This is a genomic window from Pelomicrobium sp. G1 (assembly GCF_051905455.1).
In the GTDB taxonomy this organism is placed as follows: Bacteria; Pseudomonadota; Gammaproteobacteria; order Burkholderiales; family UBA6910; genus Pelomicrobium.
This window is the reverse complement of the sequence record NZ_JBQACR010000009.1, coordinates 1-17846: the sequence shown is the minus strand read 5'-3', so window position 1 is coordinate 17846 and position 17846 is coordinate 1. Positions and strand designations below refer to the sequence as shown.

Below are 17846 nucleotides of genomic sequence, written 5' to 3'. Positions count from 1 at the left end.
TTCGACACCCGGGCTCGGCGAAAGTGTCGGCAGCTCAATCGTCCGCCCGGTCCGGCACCAGGACTTCCCGGTTGCCGTTGGCCTGCATGCTGGAGACCAGCCCCGCCCGCTCCATCTGCTCGATGAGCCGCGCCGCCCGGTTGTAGCCGATGCGCAGGTGGCGCTGCACCAGGGAGATGGAGGCCCGCCGGGTGCGCAACACGATCTGTACCGCCTCGTCGTAGAGGGGATCCGCCTCGCCCTCGAAATTGCCCCCGTTCCCGTTCTGGCCTTCTTCCTCCGGGCCCTCCAGCACCGCGTGGACGTACTGGGGCGCGCCGTGCTGCTTGAGGAAGTCCACCACCCGGTGCACCTCGGCGTCGGACACGAAGGCCCCGTGGACCCGCTGGAGGTAGCCCGTGCCCGGGGGCAGGAACAGCATGTCCCCCTGCCCCAGCAGGGCCTCGGCCCCGGACTGGTCCAGGATGGTGCGGGAATCCACCTTGCTGGACACCTGGAAAGAGATGCGCGCCGGGATGTTAGCCTTGATGAGGCCGGTGATCACGTCCACCGAAGGCCGCTGGGTGGCCAGCACCAGGTGGATGCCCGCGGCGCGCGCCTTCTGGGCCAGCCGGGCAATCAGCTCCTCCACCTTCTTCCCCACCACCATCATAAGATCGGCCAGCTCGTCCACGAAGACGACGATCAAGGGCATCTCCTCCAGGGGCTCCGAGTTCTGCGGGTCCACGGGGAAGGGGTTGAGGAGGGGCTCCCCCGCCTTGCGGGCGTCCCGGATCTTGTGGTTGTAGCCGGCCAAGTTGCGCACCCCGAGCTGGGCCATGAGCTTGTAGCGCCGGTCCATCTCGGCCACGCACCAGGCGAGGGCCGAGGCGGCCTGCTTCATGTCGGTGACCACGGGGGCGAGGAGGTGGGGAATGCCCTCGTACACCGACAGCTCCAGCATCTTCGGGTCGATGAGGATCAGCCGCACCTGGGAAGGCGGCGCCTTGTACACGGCGGACAGAATCATGGCGTTGATGGCCACCGACTTGCCCGAGCCAGTGGTGCCGGCCACCAGCAGGTGGGGCATGCGGCCGAGGTCGGCCACCACGGGGTTGCCGGCGATGTCCTTGCCCAGGGCCAGGGTGAGGGGGGAGGGGGTGTCCGCGTAGGTCTTGGAGCTTAGGATCTCGGCGAGCTTCACCACCTGCCGGTGGGGATTGGGGATCTCCAGCCCCATGCTGGTCTTGCCGGGAATGGTCTCCACTACCCGGATGCTCACCACCGACAGGGCCCGGGCCAGGTCCTTCACCAGGTTGACGATTTGGCTGCCCTTGACCCCCACCGCCGGCTCGATCTCGTAGCGAGTGATGACCGGTCCCGGGTAGGCCGCCACCACCTTCACCTCCACGCCGAAATCCCCCAGCCGGCGCTCGATCAGGCGGGAGGTGTATTCCAGCACCTCCGGGCTCACCGTCTCCCGGTCTTCCAGCACCGGATCCAGCAAGTGCAGGGGCGGGATCAGGGAGTCGGGGAGGTGCTCGAACAGGGGCACCTGCTTTTCCTTCTCCACCCGCTGGGACTTGGGGATCTCCACCGTGGGCGCCTCGATGCGCAGGGGCTGGGCGGCTTCCCGGCGCCGGCGCTCCTCCTCCAGCGCCTCCTCCCGCCGCTCCCGCGCCTCCCGCCCTTCCCGGCGGTCCCGCCAGGCGGCGACGGCCTCCCTAGAGTGCTGGTACGCCCACTCGAGCCCAGCGCCCAGTCCCTCCACCACCCGAATCCAGGACAACCCTGTGAACAGGCTCAATCCCGCCGCGATCAGGGTGAGGAGTACCAGGGTGCCGCCGGTGAAGCCGAACCCCGCGGCGAGCCCCTCCCCCAGGGCCTGGCCCACCACGCCCCCGGGGCCCGCAGGGAGGACCGCCTTCAGGCTATGGAGGCGCAGGGCCTCCAGGCTGCTGCTGGCCAGGAGTAGCAGGAGAAAGCCGCTCCCTCCCACCGCGAAGGAGCGCTTATCCAGGAAGGTCACCGTCTCGATGCGCCGGTAGCCCCACCAGACGGCGAAGAGGAAAAACACCACCCACCAGTAGGCCGAGAGGCCGAAGAGGTACAGCAAGATGTCCGCCGTCCACGCTCCTACCCACCCCCCAGCGTTCTGGACAGGGCCTGCGGCACCGCTGCGGGACCAGGCCGGGTCGGCGGGGCTGTAGGTGAAGAGCACCAGGGCCAGGTAGGCGGCGAGCCCCACCATGACCAGCCACCAGAACTCCCGGATCAGGGCCGCGATCTTGGGCGGCAGGGGGTTGGCGCTGGCCTTGTCGGCCATGCTCTTGGACGGGAAGCGCATCGAATACCGCCAGTATAAACCGTCGGATTATATCGGCCGGACCCACCGCGGACCACCGGCGCCCGCTCGACAGGCCAGGGAAATTGCTTCACCATTTCGCTTTCGCGATTTTCCGGCCTCCGAATAACTCCATGAATTCCAAGCATTGCAGACTTCTCATCCTCGGCTCCGGTCCGGCCGGCTATACCGCCGCCGTGTACGCGGCCCGGGCCAACCTGAAGCCCGTCCTCATTACCGGCCTGGCCCAGGGCGGCCAGCTCATGACCACCACCGACGTGGACAACTGGCCGGCGGACGCCGACGGGGTCCAGGGACCGGAGCTGATGGAGCGCTTCCGCCGCCACGCGGAGCGCTTCGGCACGGAGATCATCTTCGATCACATCCACACGGCGCGGCTCACCGAGCGCCCCTTCACCCTGATCGGCGACCAGGCGAGCTACACCTGCGACGCCCTCATCATCGCCACCGGCGCCTCGGCCAAGTACCTGGGCCTGCCCTCGGAACAGGCCTACATGGGCAAAGGCGTCTCGGCCTGCGCCACCTGCGACGGCTTCTTCTACCGGGGCCAGGACGTGGCGGTGGTGGGCGGGGGGAACACGGCGGTGGAGGAAGCCCTCTATCTTTCCAACATCGCGGCCAAGGTCACCCTGGTGCACCGGCGCGACAAGTTCCGGGCCGAACCCATCCTGGTGGACCGGCTGATGGAGAAGGTGAAAAGCGGCAAGGTGGCCCTGGAGTTGTTCCACGTGGTGGAGGAAATCCTGGGGGACGGCTCCGGGGTGAGCGGCGTGCGGCTGCGCCACACCCAGAGTGGGGCCAGCAAGGAGATCTCTGTCCAGGGGGTGTTCATCGCCATCGGCCACCAGCCCAACACGGAAATCTTCGCCGGGCAACTGGAGATGAAAAACGGCTATATCATCACCCGCAGCGGCCTGGAGGGCGACGCCACCGCCACCAGCATCCCCGGCGTCTTCGCCGCCGGCGACGTGCAGGACCACGTCTACCGCCAGGCGGTCACCAGCGCCGGCTCCGGCTGCATGGCGGCCCTGGACGCGCAGAAATATCTGGATGAGCTCGGCTGATCGGGTGCCGGTCGTCGGGCATGAGGTGGGAGACCGCCATGAAGGAACGCTTCGCGATCGGCGGGGTGCCGCCGCTGGACGAGACGGAGCTGGATCTGTTCCGCCAGGCGGTGCGGGACGTGGCGCGGCTTCCCGAGAGCGGCCGGATCGAGCCGGTGTCCGAGCGCCCCGCCCCCATCGCCTACCAGCGGCTGCGGGACGAGGAGCAGGTTCTCGCCGAGTCCCTGGCGGGCGGCCCCTGGGAAACCCTGGTGGAGGCAGACGGGGACCTCTCCTTCGTACGCCCGGGCCTGTCCCGGCAGGTGCTGCGCAAGCTGCGCCGGGGTCACTGGGTGGTGCAGGACCAGTTGGATCTCCACGGCCTCAACCGGGAAGCCGCCCGGGCTCAGACAGCCGAGTTCCTCAAGGCCTGCCAGCGGCGGGGCCTGCGCTGCGTGCGCATCATCCATGGCAAGGGCCTGAGGTCGAAGAACGGAGAGCCGGTGCTCAAAATCAAGGTGCGCCACTGGCTCATGCAGCGGGAGGAAGTGCTGGCCTTCAGCCCAGCTCATCCGGCGGACGGCGGCACGGGGGCGATGCTGGTGCTGCTCAAGGCGGAAAACCGGAAGGGGTAAGGGGAACAGGGATTCCCCGGGCTTCTCCTGCGTCGCTTACGTCCTGCCGGTCAGATCGCCGCCTCGTCGGTCTCGCCGGTGCGGATCCTCACCACCCGCTCCACCGAGGTGACGAAAATCTTCCCGTCGCCGATCTTGCCCGTGCGGGCGCTCTTGACGATGGCTTCGATCGCCTGCTCCACCAGGGCTTCGGGCAGCACCACCTCCACCTTCACCTTGGGCAGGAAGTCCACCACGTACTCGGCGCCCCGGTACAGCTCGGTGTGGCCTTTCTGCCGCCCGAAGCCCTTCACCTCCGTCACCGTGAGTCCGGTCACCCCGATGGCGGAGAGGGCTTCCCGCACCTCGTCCAGCTTGAACGGCTTGATCACCGCCTCGATCTTTTTCATGGTTCGGCTCCAAGAATAGGAATGCATCGTGTGGCCTGCACCGCCGGCCTTGCCCTGGGAGTTTACCATCGGATGGTGCCGATTCCCTGAGGACCATGGCGAAGGCTGAGCTGCGCATCCTGGAGGATCTCCGCGGCGTGGACCGGGACGCCTGGAACCGGCTGGCGGGGGAGGACCCCTTCCTGAGCCACGAATTCTTCTGCGCCCTCCACGACTCGGGGTGCGCTGCCCCCGCCACCGGCTGGACGCCCTGCTTTCCCACCCTGTGGCGGGACAGCGAGCTCCTGGCCGCCATGCCCCTCTACCTCAAGACCCACTCCTTCGGCGAATACGTGTTCGACTGGGCCTGGGCGGAGGCCTATCGCCGCCACGGGCTGCGCTACTACCCCAAGCTTTTGTGCGCCGTGCCCTTCACGCCGGCGACTGGGTCGCGACTCCTCGCGCCCTCGAGCGAGACGCGGCTGCAACTCCTCGACGCCGCCCTCGCCCTAGCGCATGAAACCCAGGCCTCCTCGCTCCACGTCCTGTTTCCCCGGGAAGAGGAGAAGGCGGACCTGGAGCAGGCGGGCCTCACCGTGCGCCAAGGCGTCCAGTTCCAGTGGTTCAACCGGGGCTATGCCCGTTTCGAGGATTTCCTCTCGACCTTCACCCACGACAAGCGCAAGAAGATCCGGCAGGAGCGGCGCCGGGTGGCCGAGGCCGGCGTCCGTTTCCAATGGCTGGAAGGCCCTGACATCCGGGAGGAGGATTGGCGCTTCTTCTTCCGCTGCTACACCCGCACCTATCGCCTTCACCGCTCCACGCCCTACCTCACCCTGGATTTCTTCCTGCGGCTCGGGCGGGCCCTGCCCCGGCACGTCCTGCTCGCCATCGCCCGCCGGGACGGCAGGCCCCTCGCCGCGGCCTTCTTCGTGCGCAGCGCCTCCACCCTGTACGGGCGTTACTGGGGCGCCGTCGAGTATGTGTCCGGTCTGCACTTCGAGGCGTGCTATTACCAGGCCATCGAGTGGTGCATCGGGCAGGGCATCCAGCGCTTCGAGGGCGGCGCCCAGGGGGAACACAAGCTGGCCCGGGGGCTCTTCCCGGTGCGTACCTGGTCCGCCCACTGGCTGGCCCATCCCGGGTTCGCCCGGGCCGTGGAAGAGGCCCTCGCGCGGGAAGCAGCGGGCATGGACCATTACATGGACGAGTTGGCCGAGCGCTCGCCGTTCAAAGCGCTGCCGTGAGGTTCGAAGCGCCCCTCACCGAAGGCCGGCTCCTGCGCCGCTACCAGCGTTTCCTCGCCGACGTGGAAACGGCGGAAGGCCTGGTGGTGGCCCATTGCCCCAACACCGGGTCGCTCCTAGGCTGTCAGACCCCCGGCAGCCGGGTGTGGCTCTCCCGCAGCCGCAACCCGGCGCGCAAGCTCACCTATACCTGGGAGCTGGTGGAGGCGGACGGGGTGCTGGTGGGCATCCACACGGGCCGATCCAACCGGCTGGTGGAGGAGGCCCTGGCGGGCGGCGTGGTGGGGGAGCTGGAGGGTTATCGCCTCGAGCGGCGGGAGATCCGCTACGAGGGCTCGTCGAGCCGGGCCGATCTCCTGCTTTCCTCCGCCCGCGGCGGCCTCGCCTACGTGGAGGTTAAGAACGTGACCGCAGCGGTGAGCGGCGGGATCGCTCTCTTCCCCGACGCGGTGAGCAGCCGGGGCACCCGGCATTTGCACGAGATGATGCACGTGGTGAGCCGCGGCCAACGGGCGGTGCTGGTGTTCTGCGTGCAGCGGAGCGATGTGGACGAGGTGCGCCCCGCCGATGCCATCGACCCGACCTACGGCAGAACTCTGCGGGAGGCCCTGGCAGCGGGCGTGGAAGCGGTGGCCTACCGGGCCCGGGTCAGCCTGGAAGAGATCGTCCTGGTGGAGCGTGTTCCCGTGGTATGCCCCTGAGAAGCGCCCGCGGGTCAGCGCTCAGTTCAACTGGACACGCTCTCCCCAGGGCACCGGCTCCCGGCCCTTCACCAGCCACAGGACCGGATAGGGGGGCGCTCGCTCGGGGAATTCGCCGAGGGCGTCGGTGAAATAGATCAGGGCGTCGGGGCACAGGTCCTGGCGCTCGATCCACTCGAAGACCGGCGTGAAGCGGGTGCCGCCGCCCCCCGTCATCCGGGGCGGGAGGCGCAAGGCCTCCCAGGGCTCGAACACCCACGGCCCTTCGGGGGCGAGCCGCTCGTCGCAGGCATGCAGGGTGACCCGGGCCGGCAGTTGGCTCTTGAGGGCGTTCAGCTCGGCGGCGAACTCGGTAAGCTCCTCCTGGCCGATGGAGCCGGACACGTCGATCACGGCCACCACCTCCAACGCCCGGCTCGCTAGGCGCGGCAGGATCGCTTCCCCCTCCCGGCGCGGGGGACGCTGGAAGCTGTAGTCGTCCCGCCCGCAAGTCCGGAGAAAGCGTTCCAGCAGGGCCCGCCAGGGCAACCGGGGCTCGATGAAACGGTCCACGAGCCGCTGCCATCCCGCATGCAGCCGGCCCGCCCGCAGGGCCTGCTGAGCGGCGGCGGCGAGGCGCATGCGCCAGAGGCCGGCAAGCTCCTCGCCCCCCATGGCCGGGAGCGCCTGCGCCCCCAGAGCCGCCGCTCCCGCCCTGAGGCGGCCCACTGCCGCCGCTTCCAGGGCCAGATCGCCGGAAGGTCCGCCGCCTTTTGCGCCTTCCGGACTCGCTTCCCCCGGGGTAGCTCCCGCCGCCAGGCGGTCCGGGGCCTCCCCGCCCCCGTCGAAGGCATGCAGGTCCAGGGGCGCCTCCCGGGTGTCCTCGGGCACGAGGGGGTAGATCTCCTCCGCGGCCAGGCCCCGGAACGCGGGATCCAGCAGCGCCCCGGACGGGGGCTTTAACCCTTCCTCCACCAGCAGCCAGTTGACCGCGTGGTCGCAGGCCACGTCCCAGCGGCGGCGCACCCGGTGGCTGCGGCGGACGAAATGGCCGAGGGCGCAGTGGAGGGCCTCGTGGGCCAGCACGAACTGGGTCTCGGGCAGGGAGAGCCCCGCGATGTAGGCCGAGTTGTAATAGAAGGCCCGGGCGTCGGTGGCCACGGTGGGAACCCGCCGGGGATCCGCCGGCGTGAGGGGCAGGTGCAGCACCAGGGCCCCCAGGAACGGGGTATCCAGGATCAGCCGGGTGCGGGCCGCCCGCAGCTTGGTGTCGATGGCGGCGTCCATCGCCTGCACCCCCGTCGCGGCTTACGGCCCCGCCAGGGGCCGCTCATAGAGCACCAGGTCGGTGATGGAGTTGGCCCAGTCGGAAAACTCCGGCAGGTCGATCAAGGGCCGTCCCACCGAGCGGTGCATGTCGGCGACCAGCATCACCCCCAGCTCCCGCTGGGGAAAGGCCGTTGCGTACTTGAGGATGTTGCCGAGGACCCGGCGCGCGTCGGGCCCGCGGCTCGCCTGCACGGCCCGGCGCACCAGGGCCGCGGCGACTCCGTACTGCAGGTCCACTTCGTCGGGCACCCGCTCGCCCCGCCCTTCCAGGATGGCGTCCACGTCGGGCATGCGCTCCATAGTGTCGATGAAGGCCTTGAGCTCGATGCCCGCGGAAGCGCCCACGCACGCCTGCAGGGCGTCCAGGAGCAGCGCCTCCTCCTGGTCGAACTTGACCAGGGCCCGGTGGGCGTACTCCCAGGAACGGGGGGAGGGAAAGGCGACGGGGTGGCGCGCCGGGTCGAAATCGAACAGCAGGTCGGGGCGGAAGCGCAGGAAACCGATGATCCGGGGATCGATCCCGTGGGCGTGGGCCCAGGCCACCCAGTCGTCCAGGTGGGGCTCCACTTCGTAATGGGTGAAGCGGTTGGCCAGCGGCGCCGGCATCACATAGGTCACGCCCCGGTCCCCGGGCCGGTTGCCGGCGGCGAAGATGACCCAGCCGTCGGGCACCTGGTATTCCCCTAGGCGCCGGTCCAGAATCAACTGATAGGCCGCCGCCGCCACCGTGGGCGCGGCAGAGGTGATCTCGTCCAGGAACAGGATGCCCCGGTCGCCGTGGCGCTCCCGGTCGGGGAGCATGGCGGGCACGGACCACTCCACCCGGTTCCCGGCGCGGAAGGGAATGCCCCGCAGGTCCGTGGGCTCCAATTGGGAAAGGCGGAGGTCGATCAGGGCAACGCCGTGGCGGTGGGCGAGGTCCCCGATGATGCGGGACTTCCCCACCCCCGGCGGCCCCCACAACATCACGGGCGTATGCTCGCCAGAGACGGCGGCGTCGAGCTCCCGCTCCAGGATGGCGGCGATGTGGGAAGGACGCACTGGGTTTTCAACCTCGGGGGCTCGATGCATTCTAAACCTGCAGCGGAAGGGCAGCCAGCGGCGCCGGGGCCGGCTCCGCGCCGGATGCCCGCCGCGGCGCGCGAAGGGTAGAGTGGGCGCAGCCGTGGGCCCTGGCGCTGCGTTCACCAGGCTGTTCGGCGCGTTTCGGCGGCGCTCTACGCGCCTATTTTGGGATGGTTCTAGTCAGGAAAGGGGATTTTTGCTAACGTGCGCCGGTTCAGAGATCCGCCGATGAATTTCTGCTCCAACTGCGGCGCCCGGGTGGAATACCGGGTGCCGCCGGGCGACACCCTGCCCCGTCACGTCTGCCCCGCCTGCGGCGCCATCCACTACCAGAACCCGAAGATCGTGGTGGGTTGCATTCCCGAATGGGAAGACCGGGTGCTCCTGTGCCGTCGCGCCATCGAGCCGCGCTACGGCTACTGGACCCTGCCCGCAGGGTTCATGGAGAACGGCGAGACCACCTTCCAGGCCGCGTTGCGGGAAACGATGGAAGAGGCCTGCGCGCGGGTGGAGCTGGGACCCCTCTACACCGTGTACAACCTGCCCCACGTAAACCAGGTGTACCTCATGTTCCGCGCCCGGCTGCTGGACCTCGACTTCCGTCCTGGCGAAGAGAGCCTGGAAGTGAAGCTCTTCGCCGAGCCCGAAGTGCCTTGGAACGAACTCGCCTTCCGCACCATCCACGCCACCCTGCGCGACTACTTCGCCGACCGCGGCCGCGGTGAGTTCACCCTGCACGTGGGCACCATCGAGCCGGCGAAGAAATAAGGCCCTGTCGCGCCCATTTACGCGGTGGGCCTTTTGCCGCGGGATGGGATGCAGCGTTTAATCCCTCCCCTTCCACAGGCCCACCCGGCGTGCAGGGTGTCGTGGTGCGGCGGGGTGGGCGCTCGACGGTGCTCCGCGCCCCGCGTACACCGTCGAGCGCGCGGCCTGCCATTCGGCCGCGAACAGGAAGACGCCGTAGCAGTGATTCGTGGACGGCGAAGCCTCGCGGCTCATCGCCTCGACCTCAGCAGCTCCAAAGGGAGCCCTGCCTTGGAGGCGCCGGAGCGCCTCGCGCCAGTGCTCAAGACGCATCGTTAACTCGCCGACCACGGCCTTGAGGCGCGCCATCTCCTCGTCCTTGGGCGAGGGCTCGCGGCTCTTCAAGCGCGCCCGCCCGCGGCAAGAAGCGTCTCACGCCACTCGGAGAGCTTGGCCGCCGTGACACCGAGCTCCCGCGACCGGAGACCGAGATCCCCCCGAAGCAATCGCAACACCGCCTCGGCCTTTCTGCGGGCGAAGAATCGCCCCTTCACCGCTTGTTTCTTCGACACGGATACCTCCTTTGGTCACGGGGCATGTTGCCCTAAATCGGTGTCCAAAGAAATCGGGGGGCGGGGGAATTCCCGTAAAAAATCCGCTGTATGATATGTCCTGCGCCTTGACGGCGTGAGGCGGCAGAGCTGGGGCGGCGGCGACCCGCGTCCTCCGGGAAGCAGCAAGATTCTGGGTCTTTCCCACCCTACCTCAGCGCCCCGTACAAAAGCCGCACCGCGGGCGGACCGCGGCGCGGAAAGGGAGGAGTGCCGTGGTGGAACGCACGGGGGCAGGAGCCGCTGCAGACGCCCTGACCGAAGGCCGCATCCGCCTTCCCCAGTACCTGTTCATCCTGGCCCAGCTCGGGCTGCTCACGCTCCTGCTGCGGCAGTTCCAGATCGAAAGTCCTGCTTTCCTGCGGCTCGCTCTCCTCGCCTTCGCCGGCTTCGCCATCCACGCCCTGCTACCCCTGCGGCTGCGGCTGCCTTTCTTCCTGGCCCTGTCCATGGCCGGGATCGTAGTGGCGCTGGATCTCACCCACGGGCTGCGGCTCATCGCCATCGGGCTGATCCTCATCGGCATCTGCCACCTGCCGGTGTCCTTCTTCGCCCGCGGCGTGCTGCTCGCCGCGGCGGGGGGGCTCCTCGCGGCGCTGCGGGCGAAGTGGCTGGAGGGTCCGGTGTCCGACGCCGTATGGCCCATCCTCGGCTCCATGTTCATGTTCCGGCTGATCGTCTACTTCTACGATCTGCGCCACGACACGACGCCGGTATCGCCGGTCCGAACCCTGTCCTACTTCTTCATGCTGCCGAACGCCTGCTTCCCCCTGTTTCCGGTGGTGGACTACAAGGCGTTCCGGCGCAATTACTTCGACGACGACGCGTACCGTATCTACCAGGTGGGCATCGACTGGATGCTGCGCGGCGTCATTCACCTGATCCTGTACCGGTTCGTCTATTACTACCTCACCCTGGCCCCCTCCGAGGTGACCGGTCCGGGCACCTTGATGCAATACCTGGTGGCGAATTTTCTTCTCTACCTGCGCGTGTCCGGGTTGTTCCATCTGATCGTGGGCATGCTCTATCTCTTCGGCTTCCGCCTGCCCGAGACCCATCACCGCTATCTCCTCGCCGCCAGTTTTACCGACTTCTGGCGCCGCATCAACATCTACTGGAAGGACTTCATGCAGAAGGTCTTCTACTACCCGGCGGTGTTCAAGCTGCGGGGCCTGGGCACCACCAAGGCGATGGTGCTGGCCACCCTGTACGTGTTCCTCCTCACCTGGTTCCTGCACGCCTACCAGTGGTTCTGGCTGCGGGGCACCGCCCTGCTGGCGTGGCAGGACATCCTGTTCTGGATGATCCTGGGCGTCCTGGTGGTCCTGAACGGTCTCTACGAAATCAAACACGGCCGCCGCCGCACCCTGGGCAAATCCGTCCAGACCTGGCGCAGCCTCGGCGTCACCACCCTCAAGACCTTCGCCGTCTTCTGGTGCATCTGCGTGCTGTGGTCGTTCTGGACCGCCGAGTCTATCCCCGAATGGCTGTCCTTGTGGTCGGCCCTCGGCGGGGAATCGAGCTGGGAGGCGCTCGCCATCCCCGCCCTGGTGCTGGGGGTGATCCTGCTGGGCAGCATCGAACGCGGCGGGGTGCGCAACATTCGCGCCTCGGAACAGGAGGCGAAGCTCTGGCTGCGAGCCCGGGTCGCCACCGTGGCTGCCCTTGTGGCCCTGGTGGGAATCGGCATCGAAGGGGTGCACTCCCAGTTCGGCACCGAAGTGGCCACCGCCATCCACTCCCTGCGCTCCGGGCGCTTGAGCCGCCTGGATGTCGCCAAGCTGGAGCGCGGCTATTACGAAAACCTGCTCTCGGTGGACCGGTTCAACTCCCAGCTCTGGGAGGTGTACACGAAAAGACCCGCCAACTGGCTGGACGTGCAGGGGGCGAATCTCAAGCGCTTCAGCGGCGGCTTCGCCCAGGTGGAATTGATTCCCTCCTTCGTCTCGAAAGCCGACTTCGGCACCCTCAGCATCAACCGCTGGGGCATGCGGGATCGGGACTACGAGCGAATGCCGCCGCCCGGCACCTACCGCATCGCTCTGCTGGGCGCCTCATTGGTGATGGGCTGGGGCGTCGGCGACGGGGAAACGTTCGAGGCGCTGCTGGAAGAGCGGTTGAACCGGGACGCCGCCGAGGCCGGGCGGCGCAAGATCGAGATCCTCAACTTCGGCGTTCCTGGCTATCAGCCGCCCCAGCAACTGGTGGCGCTGGAGAAGGCGCTCGGGTTCAGCCCGGATGCGGTGTTCTACGTGGCGACAGGCCGGGAGATCTCCCGCGCGGCGAGATACATGGTGGAAGTGGTGCAAAAGGACATCGAGATCCCGTACGCGCCGCTGCGGGAGATCGTCGCTCAAGCGGGGCTCAACCGGGAGATGGACGAGGCCACCGCCCTCAAGCGGCTTGCGCCCTTAAGCGGGGAGATCCTGTCCCGGGTCTACCAGCGCATCGTCGAGCAATCCCGCGCCGCGAAGGCCATCCCCGTGCTGGTGTTCCTGCCCCAAGTCCGGGAGGGCGCCTGGCAGGAAGAGACCCCCGAGACCCTGCGCCGGGCGCAGCAAACCGGTTTCCTCGTGATCGATCTCTCGGACGTCTACAAAAACCACGACATCTCCTCGATCCGCCTCGCGGAGTGGGACGATCACCCCAACCGGCGCGGCCATGAACTGATCGCTTCCCGCCTCTACAAGGCGCTGCAGGAGCAGCAGGAAGCCATTTTCCATCACCAGCGGCAGGTATCGAGAAACTGATCATCGCGCGCGGCCAGGGAGGCCACTATGACAGAGGACATCAAGAGCGCCGTCAAGGAATTCATCCTCAGGGAGTTCCTGCCGGGGGAAAGCCCCGACGAGCTGACCGATGGGACACCCCTCATCACGGGGGGCGTGCTCGATTCCATCGCCACGCTGAAGCTCGTCCTGTTCATCGAGGAGCGCTTCGGGGTGACGCTCCAGGCCCATGAAACGGACCCGGAGCACCTGGACACCCTCGCCCAGATCGCCTCCCTCATCCGTTCCAAGCAAGGTTAAGGAGGCGAGACCATGGAAACGCCTTGCGTGCTGCACGATGCTTTCATCCGCGCCGCCGAGCGGTACCCGGAGCGCATCGCCGCGGTGGAGCCGGGCGCGGGGGAGATCACCTATCGCGAGCTGGCAGCGCTCTCCGACCGGGTCCGGGATCGCCTCCGGACCCTGGGCGTGCAGCCGGGCGACCGGGTGGGGATTTATTTGCGCAAGTCCATCGACGCGGTGGCGGCCATCTACGGGATTCTCAAGGCGGGGGCCGCCTACGTGCCGGTGGATCCCGGCGCGCCGCCCTCGCGCAACGCCTACATCCTGCACGACTGCGCCGTGCGGGCGGTGGTGCTGGAGCGGCGCTTCCAGGAAAAGCTGGAGGCCGAGCTGGCGCAACTGGGCGCCGTGCCGTCCTCCTTCGTCCTGGAGGGGGCCGGGGGCGGGGCCGCCCTGGCGCGGGCCCTGGAGCAGGCGGACGCCGCAAACCCCGCCCCGCTGACGACCACCGCGATGCCCGGGCCCGGCGATCTCGCCTACATCCTGTACACCTCCGGTTCCACGGGCAAACCCAAGGGGGTCATGCTGTCCCACGAGAACGGGGTGAGCTTCGTCGACTGGTGCTCCGAGGTCTTCGAGCCCCGCGCCACCGACCGTTTCTCCTCCCACGCGCCCTTCCACTTCGACCTGTCCATTCTGGACATCCACGTGGCCCTGAAGCACGGCGCGGCCCTGGTCCTGGTGGCCGAGGACGCGGGCAAAGATCCCCTGCGCCTCGCGCCCCTGATCGCCGAGCAGCGCATCAGCGTGTGGTATTCGGCCCCCTCCATCCTGAGCCTGCTGGCCCAGTACGGAAGCCTTTCAAGCCACGACTATTCCGCGTTGCGCCTGGTGCTCTTCGCCGGCGAGGTCTTTCCGGTGAAGCACCTGCGGACCCTGACCCGGTGGTGGCCCCACCCGAGGTATTTCAACCTCTACGGGCCCACCGAAACCAACGTGTGCACCTTCTACGAGGTGCCGCTCCCGATCCCGGAGGAGCGCACCGCCCCCTTTCCCATCGGCCGGGTGTGCTCCCATCTGCGCAGCAAGGTGGTGGACGGAGAGGGGCGCGAGGTCCAGCAGGGGGAAGAGGGAGAACTCTGCATCAGCGGGCGGGGCGTGATGCAGGGCTACTGGGCCCTGCCCGAGCGGACTGCCGCCGCCTTCCTCACCGACGGGGACGGGGTGCGGTGGTACAAGACCGGCGACATCGTGGTAGAGGGAAATGACGGAAATTACGTTTACCTCGGGCGGCGCGACCGCATGGTGAAGCGGCGCGGCTACCGGGTCGAGCTGGGGGAGATCGAGGCCGGGCTCTATCGCCATCCCCTGGTCAAGGAAGCGGCGGTGGTAGCCCTTCCCGACGAGGAGGCGGGCGTCAAGATCAAAGCCTTCCTGAGCTGCCGGGAAAGCAAGCGCCCCTCCCTCATCGAGCTGAAACGCTTCTGCAGCGAGGTCCTTCCCGCCTACATGATTCCCGACCACTTCGTCTGGTGCGAAGCGCTGCCCAAGACCTCCACCGACAAAGTCGACTATCAGCGATTGAAGGAAATGGTCTGATGGACTTCTCCTTGTCCGACGAGCAGAAGCTGCTGCGCGACAGCATCGTCAAATTCGCCCAGCGGGAATTGAACCAGGGGGTAACCGAACGGGACCGGGATCAGACCTTCTCCCGGGAGCTGTGGCGCAAGTGCGCCGGGATCGGCCTCCCGGGGCTTCCGGCGCCCGAGGAATACGGCGGCAGCGGCCTGGACCCCCTGTCCTGCGCCATCGCCCTGGAGGCGCTGGGCTACGGCTGCCGCGACGGGGGCTTGAGCTTTTCCCTGTGCGCCCATCTCCTCGCCTGCGTTGCGCCCATCACGACCCACGGGACCGAAGCCCAAAAGCGACGCTACCTCCCCGGGCTGTGCGACGGAAGCCTGATCGGCATGCATGCCATCACCGAGCCCGGTGCCGGCTCGGATTCCTTCGCCATGCGCACCCGGGCGGAGCGCGCCGGCGGAGGTTGGCGTTTGAACGGCACCAAGACCTTCGTCTCCAACGGACCGGTGGGCGACCTGGCGGTGGTCTTCGCCGTGACCGACCCGGCCAAGGGGTTCCACGGCGGCGTGACCGCCTTTCTGATGGAGAAAGGCACGCCCGGTTTTTCCGCCGGCGGGAAGTTCGAGAAGATGGGCCTGCGCACGTCCCCGGTGGGCGAGCTGGTGTTCCAAGACGCCCGCGTGCCCGAGGACGCCGTTCTCGGCGCGGTGGGAGGCGGCGCGGCGGTCTTTTCCACCGCCATGGACTGGGAGCGCACCCTGCTGGTGGCGTGCCACGTGGGCACCATGGAGCGCTTGCTGGAGACCTGCATCGCCTACGCCCGGACCCGCTCCCAGTTCGGCCAGCCCATCGGCAAGTTCCAGGCCGTCGCCCACAAGATCGCCGACATGAAGGTGCATCTGGAGGCGGCCCGCGTCCTCACCTACCGCTCCGCCTGGCGCCTCGCACACCAGCGCAACGCCTCGCTGGACGCCTCCATCACCAAGCTGTTCGTGAGCGAATCCCTGGTCCGCACGGCCCTCGACGCGGTCCAGGTGCACGGCGGCTACGGCTTCATGACGGAATACGAAGTGGAGCGGGCCTTGCGGGACGCCGTGGGCAGCACCCTCTACTCGGGCACGTCCGAAATGCAGCGCAACATCATCGCCCGCTGGCTGGGGCTTTGAGCGGCGATAGCAGGAGGCCAAGCAGCCCGTTGCTGTGTTCCGGAGCCTCCCGCCACGAGACAGAGTAGTGCGCCTATCCTCCCACAATAAGCCATACCGGTGCGAAGCCGCGCTTTCGAGCCACTCCGTAGCTGTTTGGTCCGGCTCTCCTTTCTAGCGGCTTACCCCTAGCCCATTCCTCCTTTGAGCTGATCAGTGCCATCGGCGTCTAGATCTAGATCAAGGGATCCGGCTCGATAACGCCTCAACACTTGCGAGAAGCATCCTACGAAATATCAATTTACATTTGGCCCCTTTTATCAGAAGCGCTCGCAATTTAATATTCTTGGTTCATGACATGATAGATGACTTCCCCGTTCATACGTGCTTATTGTAGCGAAGGTAGGAGCGAAGCAATGGCTACGGCGGGGATTTCCTCGAGAATCGAAGCCAACGGGCACGAGGCGGCAAAAAAACAATTCCTCAAAACCCTACTATGGATCTTCGCCTTCCTCGGCAACGTGGAGCTGGCCCTGCAAATCAGGGCTCACTTGAGATACGGCCAAAGCGTGTTCAACTTTTTAATAGGGGCAACGACATACGAATACAACAAGGAAATAGGCGTAAAGCTTCTTCGCCCATCCACAACGATAGGTGGAGCGGATTTCATCATCCGTAGCAACTCTATAGGCCTGCGCGGTCCAGAAATACCTCTGGCTCCCGTAACAAACGAGTTGCGCATAGCACTGCTCGGCGCCTCGACCATAATGGGCACTTATGCCCGTGACAACTCCAAGACTTCCAGTGCACAACTGGAGAGACTCATTAAAGCGCGGAAAAATATGAATACGGTTCGGGTAATCAATGCGGGCATCGCCGGCCTCACGATCCGCGATCAAATTCGGCTCTTTGAGCGCTTACTGGTCCCGCTCTCTATAGATATGGTCATCTGGTATCCGGGCGCCAATGATATCGGCTGCAAAAATCCGGTTCGTGAAAGGCACCAGAAAAAAAGTAATAACCTTCCTTACCCAGTCTTGCCCAATTGGATCTTGTCCTATGAGCTGCTCACCAAGAACACCTCCTGGCTCCGAGCCAACGTGCCGCAGAAATCCAGAGCGCTAGTTCCAGACTTCGACCCGGATTCACTTAGAAGCGACCTGATGCGGTTGATCGAGATCGCAAATCGAGAGGGCATCAAGATTATCCTATCCACCAGTGCGCGCAGCTTTACCTCGGCCCTGCCCGAAGAGGAGCGTCGCAGGCGTGCGTCCTCCGCGCTTCACTTCAGGCCCTGTTACACGGTTGATTCGCTTCTTGAAGCGCTCGATCGCTTCAACGAGACAATCCGCGATGTTGCGCACTCCGCAAACGTCACGCTTTTGGATGCCGCAACCCTCATACCTGCGGATGTTTCGTATTTCGGAGATACCACTCACTTTTCAGAAAAGGGAGAGATTCTCTTCGCAGAGCTCGCATTGAGCGCAATCGAGCGAGTCGCTAACCTTCATTGACTTGCAGCCGTGGGTTTAACCAGTTTCGGCTTTTTTGCGTTTCTAGGGACAGTCTGGCTAGCTGTCCACTACGCTGTGAATACGTCAAATGCGAGAAAAAACCTGCTGCTTCTCGCAAGCTACTATTTTTACGCAACTTGGGATTGGAGGTTTGCGGGGCTTGTTGCCTTCACAACTGTTGTGCAGTGGACGATCGGCTCCGCGATGCTTCATGCAGCAAGCCAGCGAGCCCGCAACAGATACCTTGTTGTTTCACTGGCCTACTGCCTCGGCTGCCTTGCCTATTTTAAGTACTTCGGCTTTTTCATCGCAGAGCTTCAGCAGCTTTTGGAGCTTGTTGGTCTTCCGGCTCAGTTTGGCACGCTCGAAATTTTTCTGCCTATCGGGATTTCCTTCTACACGTTTCAGGCGTTAACCTACACGTTAGACATCCACGCAGGTAAGATCACTGCGGCGGTCACGTTTTTTTGGACAGTCGGGTAAGCTAAAGCTGCCCGGTTGAAAGGAACGGGAAGCATGGGAGCAA

At 66.3% G+C, this 17846-nt stretch carries 17 protein-coding genes; 11 read left to right on the top strand and 6 right to left on the bottom strand.

Going from position 1 to position 17846, the window contains the following annotated elements; translation table 11 throughout:
* Positions 1-34: 34 nt before the first annotated feature.
* On the bottom strand, positions 35-2326 hold the full coding sequence (locus ACTFO6_RS09960) for a DNA translocase FtsK (RefSeq protein WP_439934313.1): 2292 nt from the start codon (positions 2324-2326) through the stop codon (positions 35-37).
* A gap of 131 nt (positions 2327-2457) precedes the next feature.
* Between ACTFO6_RS09960 and trxB the strand changes: the two genes are divergently transcribed.
* Entirely contained in the window at positions 2458-3408 is a 951-nt protein-coding gene (gene trxB / locus ACTFO6_RS09955; protein WP_439934312.1) for a thioredoxin-disulfide reductase, read from the top strand.
* Between the two features lie 38 nt (positions 3409-3446).
* Positions 3447-4022 carry a Smr/MutS family protein gene (locus ACTFO6_RS09950; protein WP_439934311.1) on the top strand — a complete coding sequence of 192 codons (576 nt, stop codon included), beginning with the start codon at positions 3447-3449 and terminating at the stop codon, positions 4020-4022.
* A gap of 50 nt (positions 4023-4072) precedes the next feature.
* On the opposite strand, the gene ACTFO6_RS09945 is transcribed toward ACTFO6_RS09950, so the two are convergent.
* Complete coding sequence (locus ACTFO6_RS09945; RefSeq protein WP_439934310.1) at positions 4073-4411, bottom strand: P-II family nitrogen regulator; 339 nt, start codon at positions 4409-4411, stop codon at positions 4073-4075.
* 95 nt (positions 4412-4506) lie between these two features.
* On the opposite strand from ACTFO6_RS09945, the gene ACTFO6_RS09940 reads away from it, so the two are divergent.
* Together ACTFO6_RS09940 and sfsA are read left to right on the top strand one after the other, a co-directional pair.
* A complete protein-coding gene (locus tag ACTFO6_RS09940; RefSeq protein WP_439934309.1) occupies positions 4507-5637 on the top strand; it encodes a GNAT family N-acetyltransferase in 1131 nt (376 codons plus the stop codon).
* Positions 5634-6338, top strand: coding sequence for a DNA/RNA nuclease SfsA (gene sfsA, locus ACTFO6_RS09935; protein ID WP_439934308.1), 705 nt, complete (start codon positions 5634-5636; stop codon positions 6336-6338). Before ACTFO6_RS09940 ends, sfsA begins: the two co-directional genes overlap by 4 nt.
* A 21-nt stretch (positions 6339-6359) precedes the next feature.
* Here the strand turns inward: sfsA and ACTFO6_RS09930 are convergent, their stop codons facing one another.
* Positions 6360-7604 (bottom strand): vWA domain-containing protein, encoded by a 1245-nt coding sequence (locus tag ACTFO6_RS09930; protein ID WP_439934307.1) that lies wholly within the window; start codon positions 7602-7604, stop codon positions 6360-6362.
* A gap of 21 nt (positions 7605-7625) precedes the next feature.
* Entirely contained in the window at positions 7626-8687 is a 1062-nt protein-coding gene (locus ACTFO6_RS09925) for an AAA family ATPase (protein ID WP_439934443.1), read from the bottom strand.
* A 252-nt stretch (positions 8688-8939) separates the two neighbouring features.
* On the opposite strand from ACTFO6_RS09925, the gene ACTFO6_RS09920 reads away from it, so the two are divergent.
* Positions 8940-9479 (top strand): NUDIX hydrolase, encoded by a 540-nt coding sequence (locus ACTFO6_RS09920; protein WP_439934306.1) that lies wholly within the window; start codon positions 8940-8942, stop codon positions 9477-9479.
* Between the two features lie 57 nt (positions 9480-9536).
* Here ACTFO6_RS09920 and ACTFO6_RS09915 read toward each other — a convergent pair whose 3' ends face one another.
* Together ACTFO6_RS09915 and ACTFO6_RS09910 are read right to left on the bottom strand one after the other, a co-directional pair.
* Entirely contained in the window at positions 9537-9863 is a 327-nt protein-coding gene (locus tag ACTFO6_RS09915; protein WP_439934305.1) for a hypothetical protein, read from the bottom strand.
* Positions 9860-10030 (bottom strand): hypothetical protein, encoded by a 171-nt coding sequence (locus ACTFO6_RS09910; protein WP_439934304.1) that lies wholly within the window; start codon positions 10028-10030, stop codon positions 9860-9862. Before ACTFO6_RS09910 ends, ACTFO6_RS09915 begins: the two co-directional genes overlap by 4 nt.
* A 254-nt stretch (positions 10031-10284) precedes the next feature.
* Here ACTFO6_RS09910 and ACTFO6_RS09905 point away from each other — a divergent pair, with 254 nt between their 5' ends.
* The 6 genes from ACTFO6_RS09905 to ACTFO6_RS09880 all read left to right on the top strand — a co-directional run bounded on the left by ACTFO6_RS09905 (position 10285) and on the right by ACTFO6_RS09880 (position 17803).
* Positions 10285-12819, top strand: a complete 2535-nt coding sequence (locus tag ACTFO6_RS09905) for a hypothetical protein (RefSeq protein WP_439934303.1) — start codon at positions 10285-10287, stop codon at positions 12817-12819.
* Positions 12820-12846: 27 nt separating this feature from the next.
* Positions 12847-13098 carry an acyl carrier protein gene (locus tag ACTFO6_RS09900; protein ID WP_439934302.1) on the top strand — a complete coding sequence of 84 codons (252 nt, stop codon included), beginning with the start codon at positions 12847-12849 and terminating at the stop codon, positions 13096-13098.
* 12 nt (positions 13099-13110) lie between these two features.
* On the top strand, positions 13111-14679 hold the full coding sequence (locus tag ACTFO6_RS09895; RefSeq protein ID WP_439934301.1) for an amino acid adenylation domain-containing protein: 1569 nt from the start codon (positions 13111-13113) through the stop codon (positions 14677-14679).
* Positions 14679-15827 (top strand): acyl-CoA dehydrogenase family protein, encoded by a 1149-nt coding sequence (locus ACTFO6_RS09890; RefSeq protein WP_439934300.1) that lies wholly within the window; start codon positions 14679-14681, stop codon positions 15825-15827. Before ACTFO6_RS09895 ends, ACTFO6_RS09890 begins: the two co-directional genes overlap by 1 nt.
* Positions 15828-16222: 395 nt before the next feature.
* Positions 16223-17320, top strand: a complete 1098-nt coding sequence (locus ACTFO6_RS09885) for an SGNH/GDSL hydrolase family protein (RefSeq protein ID WP_439934299.1) — start codon at positions 16223-16225, stop codon at positions 17318-17320.
* A 9-nt stretch (positions 17321-17329) separates the two neighbouring features.
* Positions 17330-17803, top strand: coding sequence for a hypothetical protein (locus tag ACTFO6_RS09880; protein WP_439934298.1), 474 nt, complete (start codon positions 17330-17332; stop codon positions 17801-17803).
* Positions 17804-17846 lie beyond the last annotated feature (43 nt).